General features: G+C 66.4%; 23 protein-coding genes and 1 tRNA gene. 11 read left to right on the top strand and 13 right to left on the bottom strand.

The features are described from left to right. Positions 1 to 7: 7 nt before the first annotated feature. Entirely contained in the window at positions 8 to 1,252 is a 1,245-nt protein-coding gene (locus ACN0V4_RS01095) for an extracellular solute-binding protein (RefSeq protein ID WP_417672661.1), read from the bottom strand. Positions 1,253 to 1,481: 229 nt separating this feature from the next. Here ACN0V4_RS01095 and ACN0V4_RS01090 point away from each other — a divergent pair, with 229 nt between their 5' ends. Beyond that, positions 1,482 to 2,246, top strand: a complete 765-nt coding sequence (locus ACN0V4_RS01090) for a GntR family transcriptional regulator (RefSeq protein ID WP_417672660.1) — start codon at positions 1,482 to 1,484, stop codon at positions 2,244 to 2,246. Between the two features lie 185 nt (positions 2,247 to 2,431). On the opposite strand, the gene ACN0V4_RS01085 is transcribed toward ACN0V4_RS01090, so the two are convergent. From ACN0V4_RS01085 to ACN0V4_RS01070, 4 genes are all read right to left on the bottom strand, one after another. Further along, positions 2,432 to 2,508 (bottom strand) — tRNA-Arg (locus tag ACN0V4_RS01085). Between the two features lie 108 nt (positions 2,509 to 2,616). Continuing rightward, complete coding sequence (locus ACN0V4_RS01080; RefSeq protein ID WP_417672659.1) at positions 2,617 to 4,017, bottom strand: sensor histidine kinase; 1,401 nt, start codon at positions 4,015 to 4,017, stop codon at positions 2,617 to 2,619. Positions 4,018 to 4,031: 14 nt separating this feature from the next. Further along, positions 4,032 to 5,402 carry a dihydrolipoyl dehydrogenase family protein gene (locus ACN0V4_RS01075; protein WP_417672658.1) on the bottom strand — a complete coding sequence of 457 codons (1,371 nt, stop codon included), beginning with the start codon at positions 5,400 to 5,402 and terminating at the stop codon, positions 4,032 to 4,034. 2 nt (positions 5,403 to 5,404) lie between these two features. After that, positions 5,405 to 6,151 carry a TVP38/TMEM64 family protein gene (locus ACN0V4_RS01070; RefSeq protein ID WP_417672657.1) on the bottom strand — a complete coding sequence of 249 codons (747 nt, stop codon included), beginning with the start codon at positions 6,149 to 6,151 and terminating at the stop codon, positions 5,405 to 5,407. A 288-nt stretch (positions 6,152 to 6,439) separates the two neighbouring features. Between ACN0V4_RS01070 and rpmH the strand changes: the two genes are divergently transcribed. From rpmH to yidD, 3 genes are read left to right on the top strand one after another with little or no spacing between them, the layout of a single operon-like run. Continuing rightward, entirely contained in the window at positions 6,440 to 6,574 is a 135-nt protein-coding gene (gene rpmH, locus ACN0V4_RS01065; RefSeq protein WP_189681726.1) for a 50S ribosomal protein L34, read from the top strand. Positions 6,575 to 6,598: 24 nt separating this feature from the next. Then, the gene (gene rnpA, locus ACN0V4_RS01060; protein WP_417672656.1) at positions 6,599 to 7,039 is read left to right on the top strand and encodes a ribonuclease P protein component; all 441 of its coding nucleotides are present in this window, start codon (positions 6,599 to 6,601) and stop codon (positions 7,037 to 7,039) included. Beyond that, on the top strand, positions 7,036 to 7,281 hold the full coding sequence (yidD, locus tag ACN0V4_RS01055; protein ID WP_417672655.1) for a membrane protein insertion efficiency factor YidD: 246 nt from the start codon (positions 7,036 to 7,038) through the stop codon (positions 7,279 to 7,281). The genes rnpA and yidD overlap by 4 nt, the downstream gene beginning before the upstream one ends. Positions 7,282 to 7,392: 111 nt before the next feature. Here yidD and ACN0V4_RS01050 read toward each other — a convergent pair whose 3' ends face one another. The 6 genes from ACN0V4_RS01050 to ACN0V4_RS01025 all read right to left on the bottom strand — a co-directional run bounded on the left by ACN0V4_RS01050 (position 7,393) and on the right by ACN0V4_RS01025 (position 13,180). Further along, positions 7,393 to 8,163 carry a LamB/YcsF family protein gene (locus ACN0V4_RS01050; protein ID WP_417672654.1) on the bottom strand — a complete coding sequence of 257 codons (771 nt, stop codon included), beginning with the start codon at positions 8,161 to 8,163 and terminating at the stop codon, positions 7,393 to 7,395. A 1-nt stretch (position 8,164) separates the two neighbouring features. Beyond that, positions 8,165 to 9,178, bottom strand: coding sequence for a biotin-dependent carboxyltransferase family protein (locus ACN0V4_RS01045; RefSeq protein ID WP_417672653.1), 1,014 nt, complete (start codon positions 9,176 to 9,178; stop codon positions 8,165 to 8,167). Beyond that, the gene (locus ACN0V4_RS01040; RefSeq protein WP_417672652.1) at positions 9,175 to 9,924 is read right to left on the bottom strand and encodes a 5-oxoprolinase subunit B family protein; all 750 of its coding nucleotides are present in this window, start codon (positions 9,922 to 9,924) and stop codon (positions 9,175 to 9,177) included. The genes ACN0V4_RS01045 and ACN0V4_RS01040 overlap by 4 nt, the downstream gene beginning before the upstream one ends. 77 nt (positions 9,925 to 10,001) lie before the next feature. Continuing rightward, positions 10,002 to 11,270, bottom strand: a complete 1,269-nt coding sequence (locus tag ACN0V4_RS01035; protein WP_417672651.1) for an ABC transporter permease — start codon at positions 11,268 to 11,270, stop codon at positions 10,002 to 10,004. Next, complete coding sequence (locus ACN0V4_RS01030) at positions 11,267 to 12,073, bottom strand: ABC transporter ATP-binding protein (protein WP_417672650.1); 807 nt, start codon at positions 12,071 to 12,073, stop codon at positions 11,267 to 11,269. The genes ACN0V4_RS01035 and ACN0V4_RS01030 overlap by 4 nt, the downstream gene beginning before the upstream one ends. Before the next feature lie 105 nt (positions 12,074 to 12,178). Beyond that, on the bottom strand, positions 12,179 to 13,180 hold the full coding sequence (locus ACN0V4_RS01025) for an ABC transporter substrate-binding protein (RefSeq protein WP_417672649.1): 1,002 nt from the start codon (positions 13,178 to 13,180) through the stop codon (positions 12,179 to 12,181). 426 nt (positions 13,181 to 13,606) lie between these two features. Between ACN0V4_RS01025 and ACN0V4_RS01020 the strand changes: the two genes are divergently transcribed. The 6 genes from ACN0V4_RS01020 to ACN0V4_RS00995 all read left to right on the top strand — a co-directional run bounded on the left by ACN0V4_RS01020 (position 13,607) and on the right by ACN0V4_RS00995 (position 21,825). After that, complete coding sequence (locus ACN0V4_RS01020) at positions 13,607 to 14,992, top strand: aspartate aminotransferase family protein (protein WP_417672648.1); 1,386 nt, start codon at positions 13,607 to 13,609, stop codon at positions 14,990 to 14,992. Positions 14,993 to 15,340: 348 nt separating this feature from the next. Continuing rightward, positions 15,341 to 16,930 (top strand): ABC transporter substrate-binding protein, encoded by a 1,590-nt coding sequence (locus tag ACN0V4_RS01015; protein ID WP_417672647.1) that lies wholly within the window; start codon positions 15,341 to 15,343, stop codon positions 16,928 to 16,930. Continuing rightward, the gene (locus ACN0V4_RS01010) at positions 16,930 to 17,907 is read left to right on the top strand and encodes an ABC transporter permease (protein ID WP_417672646.1); all 978 of its coding nucleotides are present in this window, start codon (positions 16,930 to 16,932) and stop codon (positions 17,905 to 17,907) included. Before ACN0V4_RS01015 ends, ACN0V4_RS01010 begins: the two co-directional genes overlap by 1 nt. Positions 17,908 to 17,924: 17 nt before the next feature. Beyond that, entirely contained in the window at positions 17,925 to 18,755 is an 831-nt protein-coding gene (locus tag ACN0V4_RS01005; RefSeq protein ID WP_417672645.1) for an ABC transporter permease, read from the top strand. After that, positions 18,752 to 20,377, top strand: coding sequence for an ABC transporter ATP-binding protein (locus ACN0V4_RS01000; RefSeq protein ID WP_417672644.1), 1,626 nt, complete (start codon positions 18,752 to 18,754; stop codon positions 20,375 to 20,377). The genes ACN0V4_RS01005 and ACN0V4_RS01000 overlap by 4 nt, the downstream gene beginning before the upstream one ends. A 29-nt stretch (positions 20,378 to 20,406) precedes the next feature. After that, positions 20,407 to 21,825, top strand: coding sequence for an amidase (locus tag ACN0V4_RS00995; protein ID WP_417672643.1), 1,419 nt, complete (start codon positions 20,407 to 20,409; stop codon positions 21,823 to 21,825). 100 nt (positions 21,826 to 21,925) lie between these two features. On the opposite strand, the gene ACN0V4_RS00990 is transcribed toward ACN0V4_RS00995, so the two are convergent. Next, positions 21,926 to 22,399 (bottom strand): DUF3237 domain-containing protein, encoded by a 474-nt coding sequence (locus tag ACN0V4_RS00990; protein WP_417672642.1) that lies wholly within the window; start codon positions 22,397 to 22,399, stop codon positions 21,926 to 21,928. 86 nt (positions 22,400 to 22,485) lie between these two features. After that, the gene (locus tag ACN0V4_RS00985) at positions 22,486 to 23,712 is read right to left on the bottom strand and encodes an amidohydrolase (RefSeq protein ID WP_417672641.1); all 1,227 of its coding nucleotides are present in this window, start codon (positions 23,710 to 23,712) and stop codon (positions 22,486 to 22,488) included. Positions 23,713 to 23,765: 53 nt separating this feature from the next. Here ACN0V4_RS00985 and ACN0V4_RS00980 point away from each other — a divergent pair, with 53 nt between their 5' ends. Continuing rightward, entirely contained in the window at positions 23,766 to 24,698 is a 933-nt protein-coding gene (locus tag ACN0V4_RS00980) for a LysR family transcriptional regulator (protein ID WP_417672640.1), read from the top strand. The last annotated feature ends 1 nt before the right edge of the window (position 24,699 follow it).

Genomic DNA, 24,699 nt, shown 5'->3' with positions numbered 1-24,699 from the left:
GCGGGCCTCAGGCGGCAAGCAGCGGCGCCAGTTCGGCCTTGGCCTGGGCCATGGCCTGGGCCGGCTCGGCCGCGCCCTGCACCACCCGGGCCACCCAGTCGCGCCAGACCTTCTGGCCCTCCAGCCCACGCTGGCCCGGCCAGATCGTCTCGGCGGTGAGACCGGCCTCAAGCTGCGCATTGGCGGCCTCTTGCAGCGGCTTCGGCCCCAGATCGTGGATCGAAGGGTTCAGATACCCCATCTCCGACCAAATCGACATGCCCTCGGCACTGGCGCAGAAGGCCAGGAAATCCATCGCGGCCAGCGCCTGTTCGTCGTTGCGGGCATAGATCGCCAGGAAGTTTCCGCCCGAGTTCATGTTGCGATGCCCGTCGAGGCTGGGGAACATCACGTCGCGAATCTCGGCATCCGCCTTGCTGGCGACCCCGGCCAACGAGGACGAGGTGGTGACCACCGCAATATTGCCGCCCAGCAGCGCATTGGTCTGGGCGCGGTAATCCATGTTGGTCCACAGCCCCTTGCGAGCCGGTTCGGCGAAGGCGGTGATGCCGCGGATCGCCTCCGGGCTGTCACAGGCGATCTGGTCGCCTTGCAGGATGAAGCCGCCGGCATTCTGGATATAGGCCTGCGAGGTCCATTCGTTGTTCGACAGGTCGATGGCCGAGCGATAGGTCGGATGCTTGCCGGCCAGCGCCTTGTCCAGCCTGCCCGCCTGCTCCATCAGCCAGCCATGGCTGATGTCGATCGGAAATTCAGGGTCAAGCCCGGCGGCGCGCCACAGATCCATGTTGATCCAGGTGACCGGGGTCGACAGCGACCAGGGCATGCCGATCAGCGCGTCGTCAATGGTGACCAGCGGCGCCAGCGACGGGCGGAACTGCGCCATCAGCGCCTCCGCCTTGGCCGCGTCGATCTCGCGGAAGTCGCGGGCGCCGAGCGTGCGGCGGGCGAAATAGCCGAACTTCCAGCCGGTCACCATCAGCTCGGGCGCGCGGCCGGCGGCGATCGACGACAGCGCCTTGGTCGCCATCGCCTGGTAATCGCCATCGAAGCGGTTGACCACGGTGACCCCGGTCTTGCGGGCGTTGTAGGCGTCGACGACCTTCTGGAACGGCTTGTCCTCGCCCCAGGGGCTGGAAATGGTCACAAGCGCGTCGTCGCCGGCAAGCAGCCGGTTGGGCAGGATGGCGGCGGTGCCGAGCGCGGCAGCGATCCGCCCGAAATCACGACGGGAGTAGCGGGAGCTTTTCATCTGATCGGGTATCCGTTCTGGTGAGAACCTGAGGGCGATGGGGGCATCCTGTCTAGACAGCAGGCGCGCCCCTCTCCTAAGACCGGGACTTGACGCGGGTGTGACAGGCCCACGCCAGTTTTGTAACGTGCAGCCCGGGCGGGCGGGCCAAAGCGAGACCGAGGCTTGTCCCGCCACAGCGCGCGGGGCTATGTGCCGACGACGGGATCCGCGCAACGGGAGATTGCCCTTGATCGCCTTGGAGACACTGCGGGAACTTGCCTCGACCCCCTATGCGGATCGGGCCGAACGTCCGATCTGGCTGCAGATCTATGACCGCATCGGGGCGGCGGTGACCACCGGGCTGCTGCCAGAGGGCACCCGCCTGCCGGGCGAAGACGATATGGCGGTGCTGTTCGGCGTCAGCCGCGCCACCCTGCGCCGGGCCCTGCGACGGCATCAGCAGGAAGGCCACCTGGTCGCGCGCAAGGGGGTGGGCATCTTCGTCCGCTCGCTGTCGGTGCGCTACATCGTGCATCAGAACCGCGCCTTCAACGACCCGATCAACAGCGAAAGCATCGTCGAGGAAACCCTGTCGATCGGCCGCATCCCCGCCAGTGCCGAAGCGGCCGAAACCTTCGGTCTATGCCCCGGCGACGAGGTGATCGAACTGCGCCTGCGCATGCTGCTGGGCAATATGCCGATCTATTTCACGATCAAGGAATTCCCGATCTCCGTCTTTCCCGATTTCGAATCCGACTATGCCGAGACCGGCAGCATCCTCGGCGCCTATGCGGCTGGCGGGGTGGAGAATTACCGCAGGACGGAGACCCGGATCATCGGCGACATGGCCAGCGCCACCGAGGCGGACCTGCTGCAACTGAGCCCGGCGGTGCCGATTCTGCGCGCCCGCTCGACCAATACCGATCTCTCCGGCCGGATCATCGAACTGAGCCGCGGCTGCTGGCCCCTGTTCGGTGTCGAGCTTGTCTTCGAGGCCGAACAGGCGGGCTAACCCGGCAGGGCACCCTGCGTAAACTGTAGTGAGATCAAGGCCGGGACCGGAATAGCGCAAGCGCTCCGATGCACGGCAAAGCCGCACGGGCCCGCGTTCCATCTTCGGAATGAAGTTCTTCGGCAGCTGGATAGATATTGGGGAAACCAGAAATGACGTATATGATTAACGTCGTTTGGTGGCAGTGGCGGACCGAGGAGGATTCGAACCCCCGACCCCTTGATTCGTAGTCAAGTACTCTATCCAGCTGAGCTATCGGTCCACTGTGGGGGAGCATGTATCTTCCCCAACGGGGGTTTGCAACACCCATTCTGAGGTTTTTTCACGAAGCCGTCACAGAAAATGAAAATAGCTCCGGCGGCCCCGGGGATCAGGCCGCCGTGACCTCGAGCGCGGTCATCGACCGCGGCAGGCGAATGACGAAAACGGTGCCGTCCGGCCCGCTTTCGGCCAGCTCCAGCGAACCGCCGTGGCCGCGCACCAGCTCAGAGGAAATCGCCAGCCCCAGCCCCGATCCGCCAGCGCGCGCGCCGCCGCGAAACGGGGTGAACAGATTCTCCCGCGCCTTGGCGGGCAGGCCGGGGCCGGTATCCGCGACCTCGATCCACCAATTGTCGTGATCCTCGCGCGCGGTGATGACGACGCTGCCAGTGCGATGACTGGTCTCCAGCGCCTGGCGGGCATTGCGCACCAGATTCATCATCACCCGGAACAGCTGTTCGGGATCGGCCCTGAGTTCCAGCCCCTCGGGCACGTGATTCTCCAGCGTCACCCCCTCGCCGCTCAGGGCCAGGCGTTCGCTGTCGATCACATCCTCGGCGATGGTCGCCAGCGGTACCATCCTCAGCGCCGGCGGCGGCTCCTCCGCCCGGCCGAAGGCCAGCGTGCTTTCGCACAGCGACACCGCCCGCGAGATCGAGTTCACCAGCTTCGGCGCCAGCCGGCGAACGCTCGGATCCTCGCTGGCCTCGATTCGGTCGGTGATCAGTTGCGCGCTGGTCAGGATGTTGCGCAGATCGTGGCTGACCTTGGCGACCGCGCCACCAAGCTGCGCCATGCGCTCGCGCTGTTTCAGAAGCTGGGTCAGTTCGGTCTGCAACTGTTGCAGCGCCTCTTCGGCCTCGCGCAGCTCGAACACCCCGGCCGAGGGCTGGATGATCCCGCGCGCATCTTCCGGCGCGGCGGCATAGCGTTTCATATAGCCGACCACGCCCTTGATCGGCCGCACCAGGAACACCCGCACCGCGACGAACAACAACAGCGCCGTGACGATCGAGATCACCGCCGACAGCAGCAGGATTCGCAGCCCATAGTCGATCATCGCCGTGCGCAGCGGCGCGGTCTCCATCGTGACCTCGATCAGCAGCCCCGCATCCTGGGTCGGCGCCCCGATCACCCGGACGATCTGATTCTCCGGGGTGAACAGCCGCTTGACCGCATCGCGGATCAGGATGGCCGCGCCGGCGTCGCGCAGATCATAGGTATTCGAGATCGGCTCGGGGATCGGTGAGGACAGCATGAGCTGGCGCATCTCGTCCCGGCGCAGGACCACGTTGAACACCTGCGCGTTGCGCAACAGCTCCTTTTCAAGGTCGCTGTCCAGCATGTCATCGGCCAGCAGCGCCATCGAGGCGATCTGCGCCCGCTCCAACCGGTCGTGCAGATAGTCGATCCTGTAGCGCGCGATCGACGGGACAAAGATCAACACCTCGGCCAGCATCACGAAGACCGTGGTCAGGATCAGAAATCGCCCCGAAAGCGTATTCAGCATATGCCCTATCCCGATCAGGGCAGGACGCGTTGCACCACCCGGACCATTCGTTTGACCGCCTGACTATCAAACAGCCTCTCCGAGAAATAGGCCCCCGCCAGCCGTTTGTTAAGTTCACCCAACGTCGGATAGGGCAGGACAGTGCCCGCAATCGCGGTTAACTTCAGACGATTGGCCATCACCAGCGCCCAGGGGCCGATCAATTCGCCCGCGGCCTCGCCGACGATCGACACACCCACGGGCCGGCCGCCGACCACCATCAGCTTGGCGAAGCCTTCGGTCCGCGCCTCGGTCACGGCACGGTCGTTGCCGGCGTAATCGGCGCGAAAGACCTTCAGACGGGGGCCGAAACGGGCACGCGCCTCGGTCTCGGTCAGCCCGATCTGGGCCAATTCGGGATCGCTATAGGTGACGCGGGGGATATGATCGGTCCGCGCCCGCGCCGGCAGGGCGAACAGCGCCGATCGCAGCACGATCCCGGCGTGATAGCCGGCAAGATGGGTGAACTGCCCCTGCCCCGCCGCGTCGCCGACAGCGAAAACCCGCCGGTTCGTCGTTCTGAGCCGCGCATCGGTACGGATGCCCGCCCCGGTCACCGCGATCCCGGCGGCTTCGAGGTTCAACCGCGCCAGATCGGCTCGCCGCCCCAGCGCCAGCAGCAGATGACTGCCCTCGATCTGCCGCCCGCCATCAAGCCACAGCCGAATCGCGCCCTCGGCCCCGTCAACCCGGGCCAGGGCCGCGTTCTCGATGATCTCCACCCCCTCGGCGCGCAGGCGGTCCAGCACCGGGGCGGCCAGCTCCGGATCCTCGCGCCCCAGCGCGCGACCCGCCTCGATCAACGTCACCCGGGCGCCAAGGCGAACGTGGGCCTGCGCCATCTCGACCCCCACGGGACCAGCGCCGGCGATCAGCAAATGCGCCGGGCAGTCGCGCAGATCGAAGAGCGTGTCGCTGGTCAGATAGGGCATATGCGCCAGCCCCGAAATCGGCGGCACCAGCGGGGTGGAGCCGGTGGCGATCACCACCCGCCGGGCCCGGATCACCTGGCCGCCGGCCTCGACCTCCCGCGTCGAGGTGAAACGACCGAAGGCGCGGATCACCCGCACCCCCAGCCCCTCGAACCGCTCCTGACTGTCATGTGGCGCGATGGCGGCGATGGCCCGGGCGACCTGATCCATCGCCCCGGCATAGGGCAGAGCCTGCCGCGCCGCCGCCAGCAGCGCCTTTGAGGGCACGCAGCCGTGGTTCAGGCAATCGCCGCCCATCCGGCCGCCTTCCAGCAGCACCACCCGCGCGCCCATCTGCGCCGCCCCGGCCGCGACCGACAGCCCGCCGGCACCGGCGCCGATCACCAGAAGATCAGGGGTCAGGACCGCCGCCATCCTCAGCCCGGCACCCGGCGGCGCAGGGCTTTCAGCGCGATCGGCAGCGCCGCCAGCGCGCAAAGCGCCAGGATCGGCCCCAAGACATAGGGCTGCCAGATCAGCGACAGATCGGCGCTCTCGCCACGGGCGAAGACCGCCCCAAGCCCGACGCCGATCCAGGTGAAGACCAGCGCACCGGGAATAATGCCCACCGCCGTCGTCCAGACGAACCGACCGAATCGCACCCCCGCCAGCGCCGGCAACAGATTGGCCAGGAAGAAGGGCATCGCCGGCACCAGCCGCAACAGCAGCAGAACATTGATCTCGTGATCCCTCAGCGCTGCCCGCAGCCGGGCGAGCCGCCCCTCGGACACCGCCATCCGCGCCGCCAGCGCCGCGCCCGCGCCCCAGCGGGCGATCAGGAAGATGGCAGAGGCGCCGAGCGTGGCGGCCAGAACGTTCAGCCCCACCCCGGGCAGGAAGCCGAACAGGAACCCACCGGTCACCGACAGCACCGCCGCACCGGGCAGCGACAAGGCGACCACCAGCACATAGAGCGCGACGAACCCCAGGGCCATCAGCCCCAGATGGGCATCGCGGAAGGCCAGCAGATCGGCGCGATTGTCGCGCAGGGTCTCGAAGCTCAGCGTCTCGCCCAGTGTCGACATGCCGAAGACAGCCGCCGCCAGCAGCGCCGCCAGCGGGATCAGGCGCAGGGCCGCACGGGGCTTGCGGCGCAGGGGGAAGGGATCATTCGAAAGGCTCATCCCGACAAGATGCGCAGGTTGCGCCGAAAACGACAGCCCCCTCACGCCAGGGTGAAGACGATGACGCCATTCGTGACGAAAAGCCCCCGGTTCCGCCCCCGACCCCGGGATTTGCCGCCCTCGGCCGGGCCGGGACGGAAGAATTGTTGCAGTTTCCCCGCGGTTTTCATCCGAATCCCGCCGCTCAGGGTTTGACTTGGAGAGAATCCCGCCGTAAAGGACGGGCCTCGAATAACAGACGGGAGGCGATTCCGCGCCGTACCCGACCGCTAGATTGGAGACGGAGCGATGAAACGCACCTATCAACCTTCGAACCTGGTTCGCAAGCGCCGCCACGGTTTCCGCGCCCGCATGGCCACCAAGGCCGGCCGCAAGGTCCTGAATGCGCGTCGCGCCCGCGGCCGCAAGTCGCTCTGCGCATAAGCCCCAAGGCTTAGGCAAGGACGCATGACACCGCCGGAGGCCCCCGACGTCAGCGCGGGGATCACGCCCCCGGCGGTTTCGTCATGTCCTGACGCTGGATCATCCCGGCTGCAGACGCTGAAGAAGCGCGCCGATTTCCTCGCCGCCGCCCGCGCCCGCCGGCAGGCGACGCAGGGCGTTCTGGTGCAGGCGCGCCGCCGTCCCGAAGGCCATCCGGCAGAAGGCATCCGGGTGGGGTTCACCTGTTCTAAGAAAATCGGCAACGCCGTGGCGCGCAATCGCGCCAAGCGGCGGCTGCGCGCGGTGGCGCGCGAACTGATGCCGACACTCGGTCTTGCCGGCTGGGACTATGTGCTGATCGGCCGGCGCGAGGATACCATCGCGCGGCCCTATGACGCGCTGCGGAATGATCTGAAATATGCGATGAAGAAGCTTCACGCAGATCGCTCCAAGCCCCGCGCATGACGCCGCTCGCCCATATCGCCGCCCTGCCCGTTCGCGCCTATCGGCTGATCTTCAGCCCCTGGGTCGGACATAATTGCCGCTATCAACCGACCTGCAGCGCCTATGCGCTGGAAGCGCTGGAGAAGCATGGGGCGATCAAGGGAAGCTGGCTGGCATTGCGACGGATCGGCCGCTGCCATCCCTTGGGCAGCTCTGGCTATGATCCGGTGCCCGACCCGAAGGCGCCCCCCTCGCAGGACTAGACCGCCCCTGGCGGCGACAAGGGGGGCTGTCTGCCCCCCTTCGCAGGCAAGGCCTGCTCATCCCCCCGAGGATATTTTCAGCTAGAAAAAGGGCCAGGACAGGATCCCCCGTCAGCGCCGCCCCTCGAAGGCGCGGATGGCGATGCCCGCGGCCTGCAGTTCGGCCCGCACGGCGCGGGCCAGGTCGACGGCGGCGGCGGTATCGCCATGCAGGCAAATGCTGTCGATCGCCGCCGGCAGGCGCAGGCCGCTTTCGGTGATGATCGCCCCCTCTTCCACCATCTGCCGGATGCGCGGCCCGGCGAACGCCGGATCGTGGATCACCGCGCCGGGCAGGCGGCGGTCAACCAGCGTGCCATCGTCGTTATAGGCGCGGTCGGCGAAGATCTCCCCCGCCCAGCGGGCGCCAAGCGCGCGGGCGGCGCGTTCCTGCGCGGTGCAGGCCAGCACCAAAAGGATGATCTCGGGATCGACCGAGAGGGCGGCACCGTAGCAGGCGCGCGCCAGCGTCTCGTCCTCCGAGGCCATATTGGCCAGCGCGCCGTGCAGCTTGAGATGGCGCACCTCAGCGCCGGCGGCGCGCGCCATCGCCTGCGCGGCGCCGAGCTGATAGCGCACCGCATTGGCGAGGCTGTCATGCGGCAGCTGCATCCGGTGGCGGCCGAAGCCCTGCAGATCGGCAAAGCCCGGATGCGCGCCGATGCCCACCCCATTGGCCGCCGCCTGCGCCATGGTCCGCGCCATCACATCCGGATCGCCGGCGTGAAAGCCGCAGGCGATATTGGCAGAGCTGACCACCCGCAGCAGCGCCGCATCGTCGCCCAGGCTCCAGGCACCGAAACTTTCGCCCATGTCGGCGTTCAGATCGACGGATCGGTCCATCTCAGTCTTCCTCTCCCAGGGCGGAGATCACCCCGCCGATCAGTTGATAGCCGAGCAGATCGGGAATGTCGCGCGGATCGCGGACCAGCGGCGCCACTGTCCCGGGCAGGGCCGCCAGATGCGCCGCCTGGCGCATCTCGGCCGCCAGCGCCTCCTCGCGGCTGACGAAGACAAAGCGCAGCGGCGCGCCGGGCGGGGTCTGGGCCACCTTCGGCAAGTCGCAGGGGATCACCGTGCCGATCCGCGGGTAGCCGCCGGTGGTCTGGCATTCCGGCAGCAGCACGAAGGGCCGGCCATCGCCGGTCATCTGGACATCGCCGGGCAGGATCACCTCGGAGAGGATGCTGCGCTGCCCCTCGGCGACAAAGCCCTCTCCCTCGCTGTCGAGCGCCATGCCCATGCGGCTGGCGCGCGGGCTGCGGACAAAGGTGATCGCCTCGAAACGGGCGATCGTCGCGGCGGCGAAAAGCGGGGTCTGAAAGCCGGCGATCAGCCGGATGGTGCCGCCCCCGAAGCGATCCTCGACCTCGAGCCGCAGACCGCTGCGCCGGCCCGGATCGCCCCCCACCGGCAGCACATCCCCCGCCGCCAGCGCCCGCCCCAGACCGGCGGCGAGATGGGTGGCCCGGGCCCCAAGGACCACCGGCGTGTCGATGCCGCCCCCCAGATGCAGATAGCCATAGCTGCCGCGCCGCACCGCGCCGAGGGTCAGGACCTCCCCGTCGCGCAACAGATGGCTGGCGTTCCAGGCCAGCGGGCTGCCGTCGATCTCGGCCGCCATCGGTGCGCCGGTCAGCGCAATCCTCAGGTCGCCCTCGGCGCGGAACTCCCCGCCCAGACCGGCAAGCTCCAGCGTCGCCAGATCGGCGGACTGGCCCAGCAGCGCCGCCCCCTCGGCCAGCGCCAGACGATCGGCCGCGCCGCCGCGCGACAGGCCGCGATCAAGATATCCGGGCCGGCCCATGTCCTGCACGGTACAGGCGGGGCCCGCGCGCAGCACGTGCAGCCGGCTCATCCGACGATCTCCTCGATGCTGGCGCCATCCTCGCCGGCCGCGCGCAGGCGCAGAAAATCGGCCTTCGCAATCGCGGGAAAGATCATCTCATCCCCCGGGGCCAGCGCGAAGGGCGCCGGCGCCTCGGGGCGGAAGCCGCGGAAATTGGTCTGGCCGACGTGGCGCCAACCGGTGGGAGCGGCGGCGGAGAACAGCGTGAACTGCCGCACCGCCAGCACCAGCGCGCCCACCGGCACCTGCGCGGTCAGCGTGCTTTGGCGCGGCAGATCCCAGCGCGCGCCCAGCCGGCCGAGATAGGGTTGCCCGGGGGCAAAGCCGATGGTCAGCACCCGGACGCGGGCGGTCGAGAGATCGGCGATCGCCGCCTCGGGGTCGAGCCCGGCCGCTGCCGCCGCCTCCTCGAGCTGCGGCGCGAGATCGGTACCATAGACGGTGGGTACCCGGAACAGGCGCCGGCCGGTCGGCAGGGGCGCCTGCGACCAGTCGCGAGAGGCCAGCAGATCGGCCAGCCGGGCGCGCAGCCCCTCGGGCGCCAGACGCAGCGGATCGAAGCGCAGGAAGGCCGAGGCGAGCGAAGTCGAGGTTTCCTCGATCCCGTCCCAGCCGGCATCCTGAACGGCGGCACGAAAGGCCAGGGCGGCCCGGTTCGCGGCCTCGTCCAGGTGGTCGGCGAAAGTGACCAGCATCCCCGTCAGCCCGACGGGGCGAATGGCCGGAAAGGTGATCCGGGGCTCGGTGGCGACCATGCGCGATCCTCCTGCGTCGGCTCAGAAGTAGGACAGAGCGGGCAGCGGGCGCAACCTCGGGAGTAATCGGGACAAGATCAGCCCTTGCCCTTCCAGGGCACCAGAAGCCGTTCGGCCCAGCGCATCAGCATGTCGATGCCGAAGCCGATGACGCCGATCAGGATGATACCCATGATCACGATGTCGGTGTTCTGGAATTTCGAGGCGACCATGATCATCATCCCCGCCCCCATTTCCGCCGCGACCAGCTCGGCGGCCACCACCGTGCCCCAGCAGACCCCCATCGCCACCCGGGCGCCGGTGAAGATCTCGGGCAGCGAATTGGGGATAATCACATGGCGCAGGATCTGCCATTTGCTCGCCCCCAGCGAATAGGCGGCGTGAACCTTGGAGATCCGCACGCCGGAAACGCCAGCGCGCGCCGCGATCGCCATGATCCAGAGCGCCGCGAGGAACAGCAGGATGATCTTGCCCGCCTCGCCGATGCCGGCCCAGATGATCACCAGGGGGATCAGCGCCAGCGGCGGGACCGGGCGCATGAATTCGACGATCGGATCGAACCAGCCGCGAAACCAGTTCGACAGGCCCATCGCATAGCCCAGCGGGATGCCGACCAGCGCCCCCAGCACGAAACCCGCGATCACCCGGAACAGGGAATAGCCCATATGCTGCCACAGGGTGGCGCCGCGAAACCCTTCCCGCGCGATCTCGATCAGGCGGGAGACCACGGCCTCGGGCGGCGGCAGCCAGATCGGCTCCATCTGCCAACCCCTGGCGGGCTCGAAGTTCAGCGTGCCCTTGGACGACATGCCGACGCGGCCGAATCCGGTCTTCACGCTGCCCCCGGGCGCGATGGGCTTGCCATCGACGGCGATCACCCGGGCGCCCTGATCGCGCGTCACCTCGTCATTGCCGTCGACCCGGATCAGCCCGCTGCGCCAGACCCCGACGGTGGCGCTGTCGTTCTTGGCCCACCCCTCGCCCGGATCGACCTTGGGCGGCTCGACCTTCTGGTCGATGGGATGGACCAGAACGGTGACGGTGGCGGTATCGGTCCGCCCGTCGGGCGCCTCGGTGGTATAATTGAAATGCGCCGTCCCCTCGAACGGACCCGGCACATGCAGGGCCTTCGGCAACAGCGCCGATCCGGTGAACATCCCCCAGAGCAGGAAGATGGTGGCGATCGAGATCACGCTGGCCCAGCGGTTCGGCACCACCGCGCTTTCATCACCGAAGGTCACCGTCTTGAGCGAGGTGAGATCATGCGCCTTGCGGCGACGAAACGCCCGAGTCACCAGCAGATAGGAGCCGATGAAGATCACGACATAGATCAGCAGCGGGATCATGCGCCCGCCTCCGCCCGGCCCATGATCTCTTCTTCCATGTTCCAGATCATGTTCAGGATTTCCTCGCGCATCGGCGCGTAATCGGGGTGTTTCTTGACCGCGCGCAGATCGGTGGTCACGCCCATGTCGGCGAAGGGCAGCCGGTATTCGGTGTGGATGCGCCCCGGGCGCGGCGCCATCACCAAAAGCCTTTCGCCCAACAGCAGCGCCTCCTCGACCGAATGGGTGATCAGGATGATGGTCTTGCCGGTCTCCTTCCAGAGCCTGAGCACCAGACTTTGCATCTTCTCCCGCGTCAGCGCGTCGAGCGCGCCAAGCGGTTCGTCCATCAGGATCACGTCGGGGTCATTGGCCAGACAACGCGCCAGGGCGACACGCTGCTGCATCCCTCCCGAAAGCTCGTAAACCGCCTTGTCCTTGAAATCCCGCAGGCCGACGACCTCCAGCAGGTGATCGACGATCTCTGCCATGTCGCGCTTGGCCATGCCCTTCATCCGGGGGCCGAAGGACACGTTGTCGCGCACGCTCATCCATTCGAAGAGCGCACCTTGCTGGAACACCATGCCACGTTCGGCGGCCGGGCCGGTGACACGATGACCGTTCATCACGATCTGCCCCTCGGTCGGCGCCAGGAACCCCGCGACGATGTTCAAAAGCGTGGTCTTGCCGCAGCCCGAGGGGCCAAGCACGCTCAGCAGCTCCCCTTCCTTCAGGTGCAGCGAGACGTTCTTCAACGCCTGGACCGAGGTGCCGCCAGGCAGATCGAAGCGCATTGAGATATTGTCGATTGTCAGTCCGGACATGGCTTTCCCTCCGGCCCGCGGATGTATCAGGCCGACCGGCAGGCCGAAAGCCTGCCGATCGCTTGCGCCCCTTCGGGCGGCCGGGCACAGAGCCCGGCCCCCGACTTACATCTCGGACGCGGCCTTGAGCGGACCGATGTTCACCGCATTGTCATAGCTGTCGAGCGCGGCGCTGATGCTGCCCGCCGCGACGAAGACATCGGCGACACCCTTCATGAACTCCTGTGCGCCGCCGCCCAGCCATTTCGGTCCGAGCTGATCGGCGACCGAGGGAAAGACGAAGGTCGAGATCGTCTGATCGGTGGCCTCAAGGTCCATGCCGGCGTCCTTGGCGATGACCGGCAGCATCTCGGCCTTGTGATCGCCGGAATTCCACATCGCGTTGGCCTCTGCCGTCACCTTGAGGAACTTGGCCACCAGATCCGAATTCTCGGCCACCCAGGCGGCCGGGCCGGATGTCACGTCGAAGACCAGAATGCCTAGGTCCTCCTTCTCGGCCCCGGTCAACAGCACGTTGCCGTGCTCCTTCATCCGGCGCAGCGATCCGCCCCAGCCGCAGGCCATGTCGACCGCTCCCTGGGCGATGGCGGCGGCGCCGTCGGGCGGCGCCATGTCGACGATGGTCAACGTCCCGAGATCGACGCCGAAATGTGTCATCTGCTTGAGAAAGCCGTAATGCGCCGCAGTCCCCAGCGGCACCGCGACCTTCTTGCCCTCAAGCTCCTTGGCGGAATTCTTGTCGATCTCGAGATCGGACCGAACGACGCAATTGTCGTTGTCGGCATAGCTGACCGCCACATCGAGGATCTGCAGATCCTGCCCGGCGCTGACCGCCACCACGAAGGGCGGCACGCCCTGGCTGACCGAAAGCTGCACGTCGCCGCTGGCCATCGCCGCCGACATCGCGGTGCCGGTGTCGAAGCTGACCCAGTTGACGGTGACACCCATCTCCTTGTCGTAAAGGCCCATTTCCTTGGCGTATTCGAAGGGCATCGGCCATTCCAGGAAATAGCCGACGGTGATCCCCTCGGCGCTGGCCATGCCGGCCCCCGCCAAGAGCGCCAGACCGGCCACGGCGCCTTTCAGCTTGGTCCTTGCTGCGAACATTCATGTCTCCCCGTATTGGTCGCCGCCCCTTGCGGACGATCTGCATGCTTTTCAGGCGGCAGGTCAGAGTCCCGCCACACATCCGTGCCGGCGCCAGTTCGTAACCATCCGGCCGCCTCGACACCCGGAATTCGAGCCCGATTCCCCAAGACGATCAAACTATTTTTCTAAGGCTTTCTGATATCTTGCGGTTCTTGAAATCTGGATTCGGCTTTTGTTAATCTGGATTTCACAGGGGTTCCCCGGCGCCTATCCCTCAGGCACGGATGAGACGGTTTCCGCCTTGAGACAAACTGGCATCATCGTCACGATCAAACTGGCCCTACGGGATGCCGCAATTTTGGCGTTTGTGGGATCCAGCCGCGCCACCCCGGAGTCTCCGGGGGTTGGCGCGTCGGTGCATTCCGAATTTCGAGAGGATCTGCCATGGACGGCGTATTCAATGAGAACGACCTGAGCCACATCGTGGATGCCGACAAGGCCCACGTCTGGCACCACCTGACCCAGCACAAGGCTTTCGAGACGGGCGATCCCCGTATCATCCTCGAAGGCAAGGGCATGCGCGTCTGGGACCAGAAGGGCAAGGAATACCTCGACGCCGTGTCCGGCGGCGTCTGGACCGTCAACGTCGGCTATGGCCGCGAGTCCATCGCCAAGGCGGTTTATGACCAGCTCATCAAGCTGTGCTATTTCGCGCAATCGGCCGGCTCGATCCCCGGCGCGCTGTTCTCGGAAAAGCTGATCTCGAAGATGCCCGGGATGAGCCGCGTCTACTATTGCAACTCCGGCTCGGAAGCGAACGAGAAGGTGTTCAAGATGGTGCGCCAGATCGCGCACAAGAAATACGGCGGCAAGAAGCACAAGATCCTGTTCCGCGACCGTGACTATCACGGCGGCACCCTGGCCACCATGTCGGCCGGCGGTCAGGAAGAGCGCGTGGCACAATACGGCCCCCTCGCCCCCGGTTTCGTGCGCGTGCCCCATTGCATGGAATACCGCGCCCAGTGGGATCTGACCGGCGAGGCCTATGGCCAGCGCGCGGCGGATGCCATCGAAGAGGTGATCCTGGCCGAGGGCCCCGATACCGTCGGCGCCATCTGCCTTGAGCCGGTGACCGCCGGCGGTGGCGTCATCACCCCGCCCCCGGGCTATTGGGAACGGGTGCAGGAGATCTGCAAGAAATACGACGTGCTGCTGCATATCGACGAAGTCGTCTGCGGTATCGGCCGCACCGGCACCTGGTTCGGCTATCAGCAATACGGCATCAAGCCGGACTTCGTGACCATGGCCAAGGGCGTCGCCTCGGGCTATGCGGCAATCGCCTGCATGGTGACCACCGAGGAAGTCTTTGACATGTTCAAGGACAATGCCGCGGATCCGATGAACTATTTCCGCGACATCTCGACCTTCGGCGGCTGCGCGGCCGGCCCGGCGGCGGCGCTGGAGAACATGCGCATCATCGAGGACGAGAACCTCTTGGACAACTGCAACGCCATGGGCGAGCGCATGATGGGCAACCTTGAGGCGCTGATGGAAAAGCACAAGGTCGTCGGCGATGTCCGCGGCAAGGGCCTCTTCCTGGGCGCCGAACTGGTCGCCGATCGCGCCACCAAGGAAGCCGTTGACGAAAAGCTGGTCGGTCAGGTGGTCGCCGAATGCGGCGCCCAGGGCGTGCTGATCGGTGCCACCAACCGGTCGATCCCCGGGCTGAACAACGTTCTGTGCTTCTCGCCGGCGCTGATCGCCACCGCGGACGATATCGACCAGATCACCGACACCGTCGACCGCGCGCTGAGCAAGGTCTTCGGCTGACAGCGGTCTGCGGCTCCTTCGGGCGCCGCATGCGGATGAACAGGGGCCAGGCGGCAACGCCTGGTCCTTTTTCATGTCCACCCCATGCACGCATTAGAGCGGGTGACAACCTTTCATCGTCACCCCATTGGTTCTGCTGTCTGTGCGGACTGCGGAAAACTCTCCAAGATTTTCCCATGACAACAGGCAGAGCGAGTCCGCCGGCCCCTGCGAAGGCCGACCGGACCGCCCGCTGCGCACCTTCACCCGGCCTCTCCCCGCCGGGCCGACACGCAGGACGGGCTTTCGGCGACCCCAACCGAAATCGCGACGCCGCAAAATGAAACGGGTCAACTGACAGGAGACTCCATGAAACGACGCGATTTCCACAAGCTGATGCTGGGTTCCGGCGCAGCGCTGCCTTTCCTTGACGGCCTGCTCAACGGTGCCGCCACGGCCGCCACGCCCGATGGCGGGCTGGTCACCCTGATCCAGCCGGAGCCGCCGATCCTGGTGCTGCCGCTGAACCAGCAGACCCCGACCGGCACCGTCGCCGGCAAGATTTACGAAAGCCTTCTGACCTTTGATTTCGACCTGACGCCGCAGCCGCAACTGGCAAAAAGCTGGGAGGTGTCCGAGGACGGGCTGACCTATACCTTCCATCTGGTCGAGACCGCCAAATGGCACGACGGAACGGCCTTCACCGCCGCCGATGTGGTGTTTTCCTGCGATGTGATGCTGAAAGAGGTTCACCCCCGCGCCCGCGCCAACTTCGACCGCTGCGACAGCATCACCGCGCCGGACGACTATACCGTCGTCTTCACGCTGAAGGAGCCCTTCGCCCCCTTCCTGCTGGCCTTCGAGGCCTCCTCTGCCCCGATCGCGCCGAAGCACATCTATGGCGGCACCGATTACCGCAACAACCCGGCCAATGACACGCCGATCGGCACCGGCCCGTTCAAGCTGACCGAATGGGCGCGCGGCGCCTATATCCACCTGACCGCCTTCGACGACTATTACATCGAAGGCCAGCCCGGGCTGACCGAGATCTATTACAAGGTCGTCCCCGATGCCGCCTCGCGGTCGGTCGCCATCGAGACCGGCGAGGCGAACCTGTCGCAGTGGAACGACATCGAACCCTTCGACGTCCAACGCCTGGCCGCGACGCCGGGCATGGAGATGACCACCAAGGGGTACGAATTCTTCTCGCCGCTGATGTGGTACGAGCTGAACCTGCGCCGCGAACCGTTGAACGACAAACGCTTCCGCAAGGCGATGATGTATCTGCTGGATCGCCAGTTCATCGTCGACCGCATCCTCTTCGGCCTGGGCAAGGTCGCCACCGGCCCGGTCGCCTCGACCACGCGGTTCTATGAACCCGACGTGATCCTCTATGAAAAGAACGTCGACAAGGCCAAGGCGCTGCTGGACGAGATGGGTCTGAAACCCGACGCCAACGGCACCCGCGTCAGCCTCAGCTTCACCATCCCGCCCTATGGCGAGATGATGACCCGAACCAGCGAATATTTCCGTCAGGCCATGGCCGCCGCCGGCATCGAGATCAAGCTGATCGCGACCGACATGGCGGGCTGGGCGCAGGCGGTGTCGGGCTGGGATTACGACATCACCTCGAACCTGCTCTATCAATACGGCGATCCGGCGATGGGCGTGGCGCGGACCTATGTCAGCTCGAACATCCGCAAGGGCGTGTTGTTCTCGAACACCGAAGGCTATGCCAACCCCAAGGTGGACGAGCTTTTCGCCAAGGCGGCGATCGCCACCTCGGACGCGGACCGGCAGGCCTATTACAGTGAGGCGCAGAAGATCATCGTCGATGAGCTGCCGGTGCTCTGGATTTCGGAATCGCAATATCCGACGATCTACGATGCCCGGCTGCAGGACCTGATCGTCGGCGCCACCGGCGTCAACGGCACCTTCGGAAAGGCGCATTGGGGCTGATGCGTATCGCAAAGCAAGTGCTGACGCGATTGGCGGGGATCGTGTTCGCGATCCTCGTCATCGCGACGATCAATTTCGTTCTGGTCCGCGCGGCGCCCGGCGATCCGGCGGCGGTGATCGCCGGGCAGTCGGGGGCGACGGATGAGGCGTTCCTGGCCTCGGTGCGGGCGGAATACGGGCTGGACCAGCCCTATGTGGTGCAGCTCGGCACCTATCTGAAGAAGGTGGTGACGCTGGACCTCGGCTATTCCTTCCGTCAGCGACGGGCGGTGTCGGACCTGATCCTCGAACGGCTGGGGCCGACGCTGTTGCTGACGCTCACCGCCTTCTTCCTGTCGCTGATCGGCGGGGTGACCTTCGGGGCGCTGGCCGGGCTCAGGCACGGGAAACTCTCCGATCTCGCCATCTCGCTCACCGCGCTCCTGCTTTATGCCACGCCGGTGTTCTGGCTGGGGCTGATGCTGGTCCTGCTGTTCTCGATCCAACTGAACTGGCTGCCGGCCTTCGGCTATGCCGATATGCGCGCGTCAAGCTTCGGGCCGCTCGCCTATGCCTGGGACGTGATCAAGCACCTGATCCTGCCGGCGCTGACGCTCGGGGCGATCTACATGGCCGCCTATACCCGGCTGATGCGTTCGGCGCTGATCGAGGTGGCGGCGGAAGATCACGTCAAGACCGCCCGTGCCAAGGGATTGTCCGAGGGCGCCATCCTGCGCGGCCATATGCTCAGGAACGCCTCGTTGCCGGTGATCACCTTTGCCGGGCTGCAGATCGGCGCCCTGGTCGGCGGCTCGGTGGTGGTCGAGACGGTGTTCTCCTGGCCCGGTCTCGGTCGGCTGACCTTCGACGCGGTGACCGCGCGCGATTACCCGGTGCTGCTGGGGCTCTTCCTGGTGATGTCCGTGCTGGTGATCGCCGTGAACCTTCTGACCGACCTGATCCACCGGCTGGTGGACCCGCGGCTGGCGCTGCGCTGAGCCCGGAGAAAGACCTGATGAACCAGACCTTGAAAACCTTCCTGCGGCGCCCGGCGGGCGTCGTCGGGCTGACGCTGCTGGCGCTGGTCTGCCTGATGGCGGCGCTGGCCCCGGTGATCTACCCCGGCTCGCCCTGGGACATGGCTGGCATGCCCTTCGCCCATCCGGGCGAAGGCGGCATGCTGCTGGGATCGGACACTTTGGGCCGCGATATCGCCTCGGGCGTGATGCACGGGGCGCGGGTGTCGCTGCTGATCGGCGTCGCCTCGACGCTCGCCGCGGTGCTGATCGGGGTGACCCTCGGCGCGCTCGCCGGTTTCTCCGGACCGGTCGTCGACACGCTGATCGTGCGCGCCACCGAGGTGTTCCAGACCATCCCCAACTTCGTTCTCGCCATCCTCTTGGTGGCGATCATGACGCCGTCGATCTGGACGGTGATCCTGGCCATCGGCATCGTCAGCTGGCCGCCGCTGGCCCGTCTGACCCGGGCGCAGGTGAAATCGGTAGCGCAGCGCGAATTCGTCCAGGCGGCGCGCTGCCAGGGGCAATCGGGGCTGTCGGTGCTGCTGCGCCACGTGCTGCCGAACGCCATCTCTCCGATCATCGTCACCGCCTCGATGACGGTGGCGACCGCCATCCTGATCGAGGCGGCCTTGAGCTTCATGGGCCTCGGTGACCCCAACTTCATGAGCTGGGGCTATATGGTCGGTGCCGGCCGCACTGTGATCCGCCAGGCCTGGTGGATGAGCGTCTTTCCCGGCCTCGCCATCCTGACCACCGTCGTCGCCATCAACCTGGTGGGCGAGGCGCTGAACGACGCCCTGAACCCGAGGATTGCCCGCGCATGAGCCTGCTCTCAGTCGAAAACCTGTCGATCGCGCTGCCCGCGGGGGCCGATCGCAAACACGCGGTGTCGAAGGTCAGCTTCGACATCAACCCGAATGAAATCGTCTGTCTGGTGGGCGAGAGCGGCTCGGGCAAGTCGATGATCGCCCATGCGATCCTGGGCCTGCTGCCGCCCAAGGTGCGCCCCGACGGCGGCCGGCTGGGCTTTGGCGGCCACGACTTGCTGCAATTGACCAAGCCCGAGATGATGGCGCTGCGCGGCGGTGACATCGCGATGATCTTCCAGGAGCCGCTGACCGCGCTCAATCCCTTGAAGAAGGTCGGCGATCAGGTGGCCGAGGCGATCCGCGTTCATGCGCCCGCCACCCCGGCGCAGGCGATGACCGCCCGGGTGGAGGAGCTGTTCACCCAGGTCGGCCTGCCCGATCCGGCGCGGCTCAGGAAAGCCTATCCCTTCCAGCTTTCGGGCGGCCAGCGGCAGCGGGTGATGATCGCCATGGCGCTGTCGAACAACCCGAAGCTGCTGATCGCGGATGAGCCCACCACCGCGCTCGACGTCACCACCCAGCGGCAGATCCTCGATCTGATCAAGTCGCTGCAGGAAAGCCGCGGCATGGGGGTTTTGTTCATCACCCATGACATCGGCGTGGTCGCCGATATCGCCGACAAGGTCGTTGTGCTGAAACAGGGCGAGGTTATGGAACAGGGCCCGGCGGCCGAGGTGCTGCATGCGCCGACGCAAGCCTATACCCGGATGCTGATGGATGCGGTACCCGGCCGGGGTGCCGCGCGCGCCACGCTGAGCCATGCGAAACCGCTGCTTGAGGTGAAGGCGCTGGAGAAGGAATTCGTCACCCGCCAGGGCCTCTTCGCGCCGCCCCGCCGGGTGCGGGCGGCGGAAACGCTGGATCTGACCCTGCGCGAGGGCGAAACCCTGGCGGTGGTCGGCGAAAGCGGCTCGGGCAAGTCGACGCTGGCACGGATGGTGCTGAGGCTGATCGAGGCCGATGAGGGCGCCATCCTCTGGCAGGGGCACAACGTCCGCGGCATGGGGCGCGAGGCGCTGCGGCAATACCGCCGGCGCGCCCAGATCGTGTTCCAGGACCCCTATGCCAGCCTCGATCCGCGCATCAAGGTGGGCGACAGCATCGCCCGCGGCCCGATGATCTTCGGCACGCCCCGAGAGGAGGCCGAGGCCGAGGCGCGCCAATGGCTCGACCGGGTCGGGCTGACGCCTGCCGCCTTCGACCGCTATCCGCATGAATTCTCCGGCGGCCAGCGGCAACGCATCTGCATTGCCCGCGCCCTGATCATGAAACCCGATCTGGTGATCGCCGATGAGGCGGTCTCGGCGCTCGACGTCTCGGTACAAAGCCAGGTGCTGGACCTGCTCAGCGATCTCAAGGCAGAAATGGGCCTGTCGATGCTCTTCATCACCCACGACCTGCGCGTCGCGCGCGAGATCGCGGACAGGATCATCGTCATGCAGACCGGCCGCATCGTCGAGGCCAATACAGCAGAGGCTCTCTTCGACGATCCGAAGGATCCCTATACCCGGCGGCTGCTCGCCTCGGTCCCGGGGCGGGAGTTCTTCGCGCGTCAGCAGGCCGCCGCCACGAGATAGAAGACAGACAACAGGGAAAAGGAAAACACATGAGCACGGAACTTTGGGCCTGGACCGCCAGCGAACTGGCTGACGCGATCAGCGCCGGCCGGATCAGCAGTGTCGAGGCGACCGAAAGCGCGCTGGCACGGATGGAGGCGGTGAACGGCCCGATCAACGCGGTGGTCGACCCGTTGCCGGAGCAGGCGATGGAGGCCGCCCGCGCCGCCGATGCCGAGCTGAAGACCTCGGGCCCACGCGGGCCGCTGCACGGTGTGCCGATCACGGTGAAGATCAACGTCGACTACAAGGGCCGCGCCACCACCAACGGGGTGGTCGCCTACAAGGATCTGATCGCCCCCGAGGACGGCTCGGTGGTCAGGAACCTCAAGGCCTCGGGCGCGGTGATCATCGGGCGGACCAATACGCCCTGCTATTCGATGCGCGGCTGCACCAACAACGACCTGCACGGCCATACCTATAACCCGCATGACAAGACGCTGACCCCCGGCGGATCCTCCGGCGGTGCCGGATCGGCCACCGCAGCGGGGATCGGCGCCATGGGGCATGGCAACGACATCGGCGGATCGGTGCGCTATCCGGCCTATTGCTGCGGCATCTACGGGCTGCGCCCGACCGCCGGCATCACCCCGGCCTATAACCCCAGCCAATTGGCCGAACGGCCGATCGTGTCGCAGATGGCCTCGGTCCAGGGGCCGCTGGCGCGCTCGATCGAAGATATCCGGATCACCATGCAGGCGCTGGCCCAGCCCGATCCGCGCGACATCTGGCAGGTGCCGCTCAGCACCATGTTCGACGCGCCGCTGACCCATCGCCCCTGCAAGGTCGCCATGCTGGCCGAGACCGACGACAGCCAGGTCGACCCCGAGGTCACCGCCGCGATCCGCCAGGCCGGCGCGATCCTGGCCGAGGCCGGCTATCAGGTCGAAGAGGTTCAGACGCCCTCGTTCCACGAGGCGATGATGTTCTGGCGGCTGATCCTCGGCAACGAGATGCGCGGCGGACTTTATCAGCTGATGCTGAAGAACGGCGACGAGAAGCTGAAGAAATCCATGGAGCTGATGCTCGAAGGCGTGCCGGTGATCGAGGGGCGGGAGGAATTCCTGCAGGCCTTCGCCAAACGCTCCACCCTGCTCAGGCAGTGGCAGATGTTCTTCGTCGATTATCCCATCGTGCTGACGGCGATGACCTGGATCAAACCCTATCTGGACGATCTGGATGTGATCGACGGAACCGACTCCGACTGGTTCTTCCGCGCCCATGGGCCGATGATGGGCACGCCGACGCTGGGGCTGCCCGGCCTGTCGGTGCCGGTGGGCACCGTGCCTGGCGTGCCGATGGGGGTTCAGCTGATCTCGGACCGCTATGGCGATCGCCGTCTGCTCGAGGCCGGCGCGGTGCTGGAACGCGCCATCGGGGCGACCCTGCCGATCGACCCGCGCGGCTGATCTTGCAACATGGGCCCTCGCCCCGGATGCGCCCACCTTCCGGTGGGCGCATTTCTTTTGCGCTCAGGGCACCCTCTGACCGAGCCTGTCGCCCGGTCGTTCAGACCACGACGAAGGACCGGATCAGCACCTGATCCTGCGGACGCACCACCTCGACCGACCCGACGAAGACCCGGGTGTTCAGCCAGGCGCAGGGGCCGTCCGGCGCCTCGACGAAGATGCGGGACCGGGAATACTCCAGCCCGCCGCCCGGCGCATAGGACAGCAGCGCATAATTGCGGATCTCGATCAGCGAGCCGTCACTCGCCTGCATGTGATAGATCGCCTCAAGCTCCTTCAGCCCGTCGGGGCGTTCGCGCTGGAGATCGAAGCCACCGGGCAGAACCACCCCTTCGAAGGGTTGCGGCGCCGCCGTCTCGGGTGCCAACTGGCCCTTGAACCGGCCGCCGGTGATCGGCACCACGTTGCGCACGCCAAAGGGCCCCGGCCCATGGACCCGGGTCGGGGCGATATCGACATAGGCCTCCCAACAGGGCAGCAGGCGCAGACAATCGGCAGGGAAATCCGAAGCCATCCGAATGTTCCTCTCACGTGGTTTCGGGATCGAAACAAAACCCGCCCGTGCCTTGGATGCAAGGACACGGGCGGCAGGGGGGAGTATCAGACGCCGGCTTTCAGCCGATCCTCGACCAGCGCCGCCCAATAGGAGGCCCCCGTCGGAAGCACAGCATCGTTGAAGTCGAAATAGGGGCTGTGCACGGCGCAGGGGCCGATGTGCTTGCCGTCCTTCCAGCCGTTGTCCCCATTGCCGATGGTGGCGAAAGCCCCCGGCGCGTGCTGCTGGTAGAAGGAGAAATCCTCGCCCGCGGTGATGCGGGAGGATTCAGTGGTGACCCGATCGGCACCGAACAGGCGGGTGGCACTGTCGATGGCATAGTCCAACAGCCGGTCGTCGTTGATCACCGCCGGATAGCCCGGGCCGATCTGAACCTCGGCAGTGCAGCCGAAGGTCTTGGCGCTGAACTCCACGATCTCGCGGATGCGCTGGCGCAGGGTCTCGGCCACTTCGGGCAGATAGACCCGCAGGCAGCCGTCGATCTTCGCCTCGGCCGAGATCACGTTATAGGTGGTGCCGGAATGCGCCTCGCCGATATTGAAGATACCGGTCTCCAGCGGCGGCACATCCTGGGTCACCAGCGTGTTCAACGACACGATCATCGAGGCCATGGCCAGCGTCGCGTCCTTGGCCAGATGCAGGGTGGCGCCATGGCTCTGCTTGCCGTGGATGGTGATCTCCACCCGTTCCGAGGAACACAGGAGCGGCCCGTGGCGGAAGTACATCACGCCCGCCTCGTCGAGCGGCGCGTTGTGCAGCCCGTAAACCTCGGTCATCGGGAAGCGGTCGAACAGACCGTCGCGGATCATCCGCTGAGCGCCGCTGTCGTCGCCGCCAACCTCTTCGGCGGGCTGGAAGATGAAAGTGATGGCGCCGTCGCCGGTGATCTGGCCCGACCGGATGCGGCGCTGGATCAGATCCGCCGCCCCCAACAGCATGGCGCTGTGCCCGTCATGACCGCAGGCATGCATGGCGCCCGGGTTCTTCGAGGCATGCGGCAGGCCGGTCAGCTCCTGCATCGGCAGGGCATCCATGTCGGCGCGCAGGCCAAGCTGCGGCCCCTTGCCGGGATTGCCCAGCTCGATCCGGGCCACGACGCCGGTTCCACCCACGTTGCGGGTGACGTCGAGCCCCATTTCCTCAAGCCGGTCGGCCACATAGGCGCTGGTTTCAAAAAGATCGTGACCGACTTCGGCATGGGCATGCAGATATTGCCGCCATTCCGTCATCGCATCCGCGTTGGGCTGTTCTTGTGAGGTCAATCTATCCATGGATAGGAGCTTATTGGTTTCCCTCCCCTCTCCCAGACAGTAAATCAGGTCTGGTGACAACCATTCGTGGTCAGGGTGATTTCATGCGATTGGGACAGTTCAAGGCGCTGCTGGCGCTCTCCTCCACCGGGTCGATCCGCGGCGCCGCGCGCGAGCTGAACCTGAGCCAGAGCGCGGTGACCCGCGCCCTGCGCGAGCTTGAGGAGGACGTCGGCGCCAAGCTGTTCGAACGGCGGGTCGACGGCACCCGCTTCACCCCCTCGGGCCAGAGCCTGCTGTCCCACGCCCGGCTGGTGATGGCGACGCTGGACCGCGCCCGCGACGAGGTGCGCCGCCTGAACGGTCAGGGACAGGCGCGGGTGTGCTTCGCCCTCACCCCGCTGGTCGCCACGCTGGGGCTGCACCGCATCGTGCAGGATTTCCATCGCCGCTATCCAGACGGGCAGCTCGACGTCGATCTCGGCATGGTCGACCACGCGCTACCGCTGATCCTCGAAGGGCGGCTCGATTTCGCGGTGACCTTCGGCTATCCGGACATGCTGACATCGGACATGGTGTTCCGCCCCTTCACCGCGATCCGCATGGTGCCCACGGTGGGGGCCGGCGCCCAGGTGACCGAGTCTGTCACCTGGGAAGACCTGGCTGAACGGTTCTGGGCGCTGCATCCCGGCGTCAACAGTGTCGATCAGCGGGTGATGGACTGGCTGGCACGGCGCGGCATCCGGCCCCACCATCCGCCGACGCTCTGCCGCTCGCCCTATCTGCTGACGGTGCTGGGCGGGCATTCCGATCTGATCATGCTGGCACCCGAGCCGATGCTGACCCAGAATCTGGAACCGGGCGGGTTGCGCCGGGTGATCCTGCGCGCCGATCAGGAGCTGCCGCCGCCGATCCAGATGGGTCTGATCACCCGCCGCCATGTGCCGCTGTCGGAGGCGGCGCAGCACGTCGCCTCACTGACCGAGCGGATTTGTTCGGTGCTCTGAG

It is taken from the genome of Pseudodonghicola sp., from assembly GCF_048268305.1.
In the GTDB taxonomy this organism is placed as follows: Bacteria; Pseudomonadota; Alphaproteobacteria; order Rhodobacterales; family Rhodobacteraceae; genus Pseudodonghicola.
The sequence above is the reverse complement of the archived record's forward strand: the minus strand, read 5'-3'. Positions and strand labels throughout refer to the sequence as shown.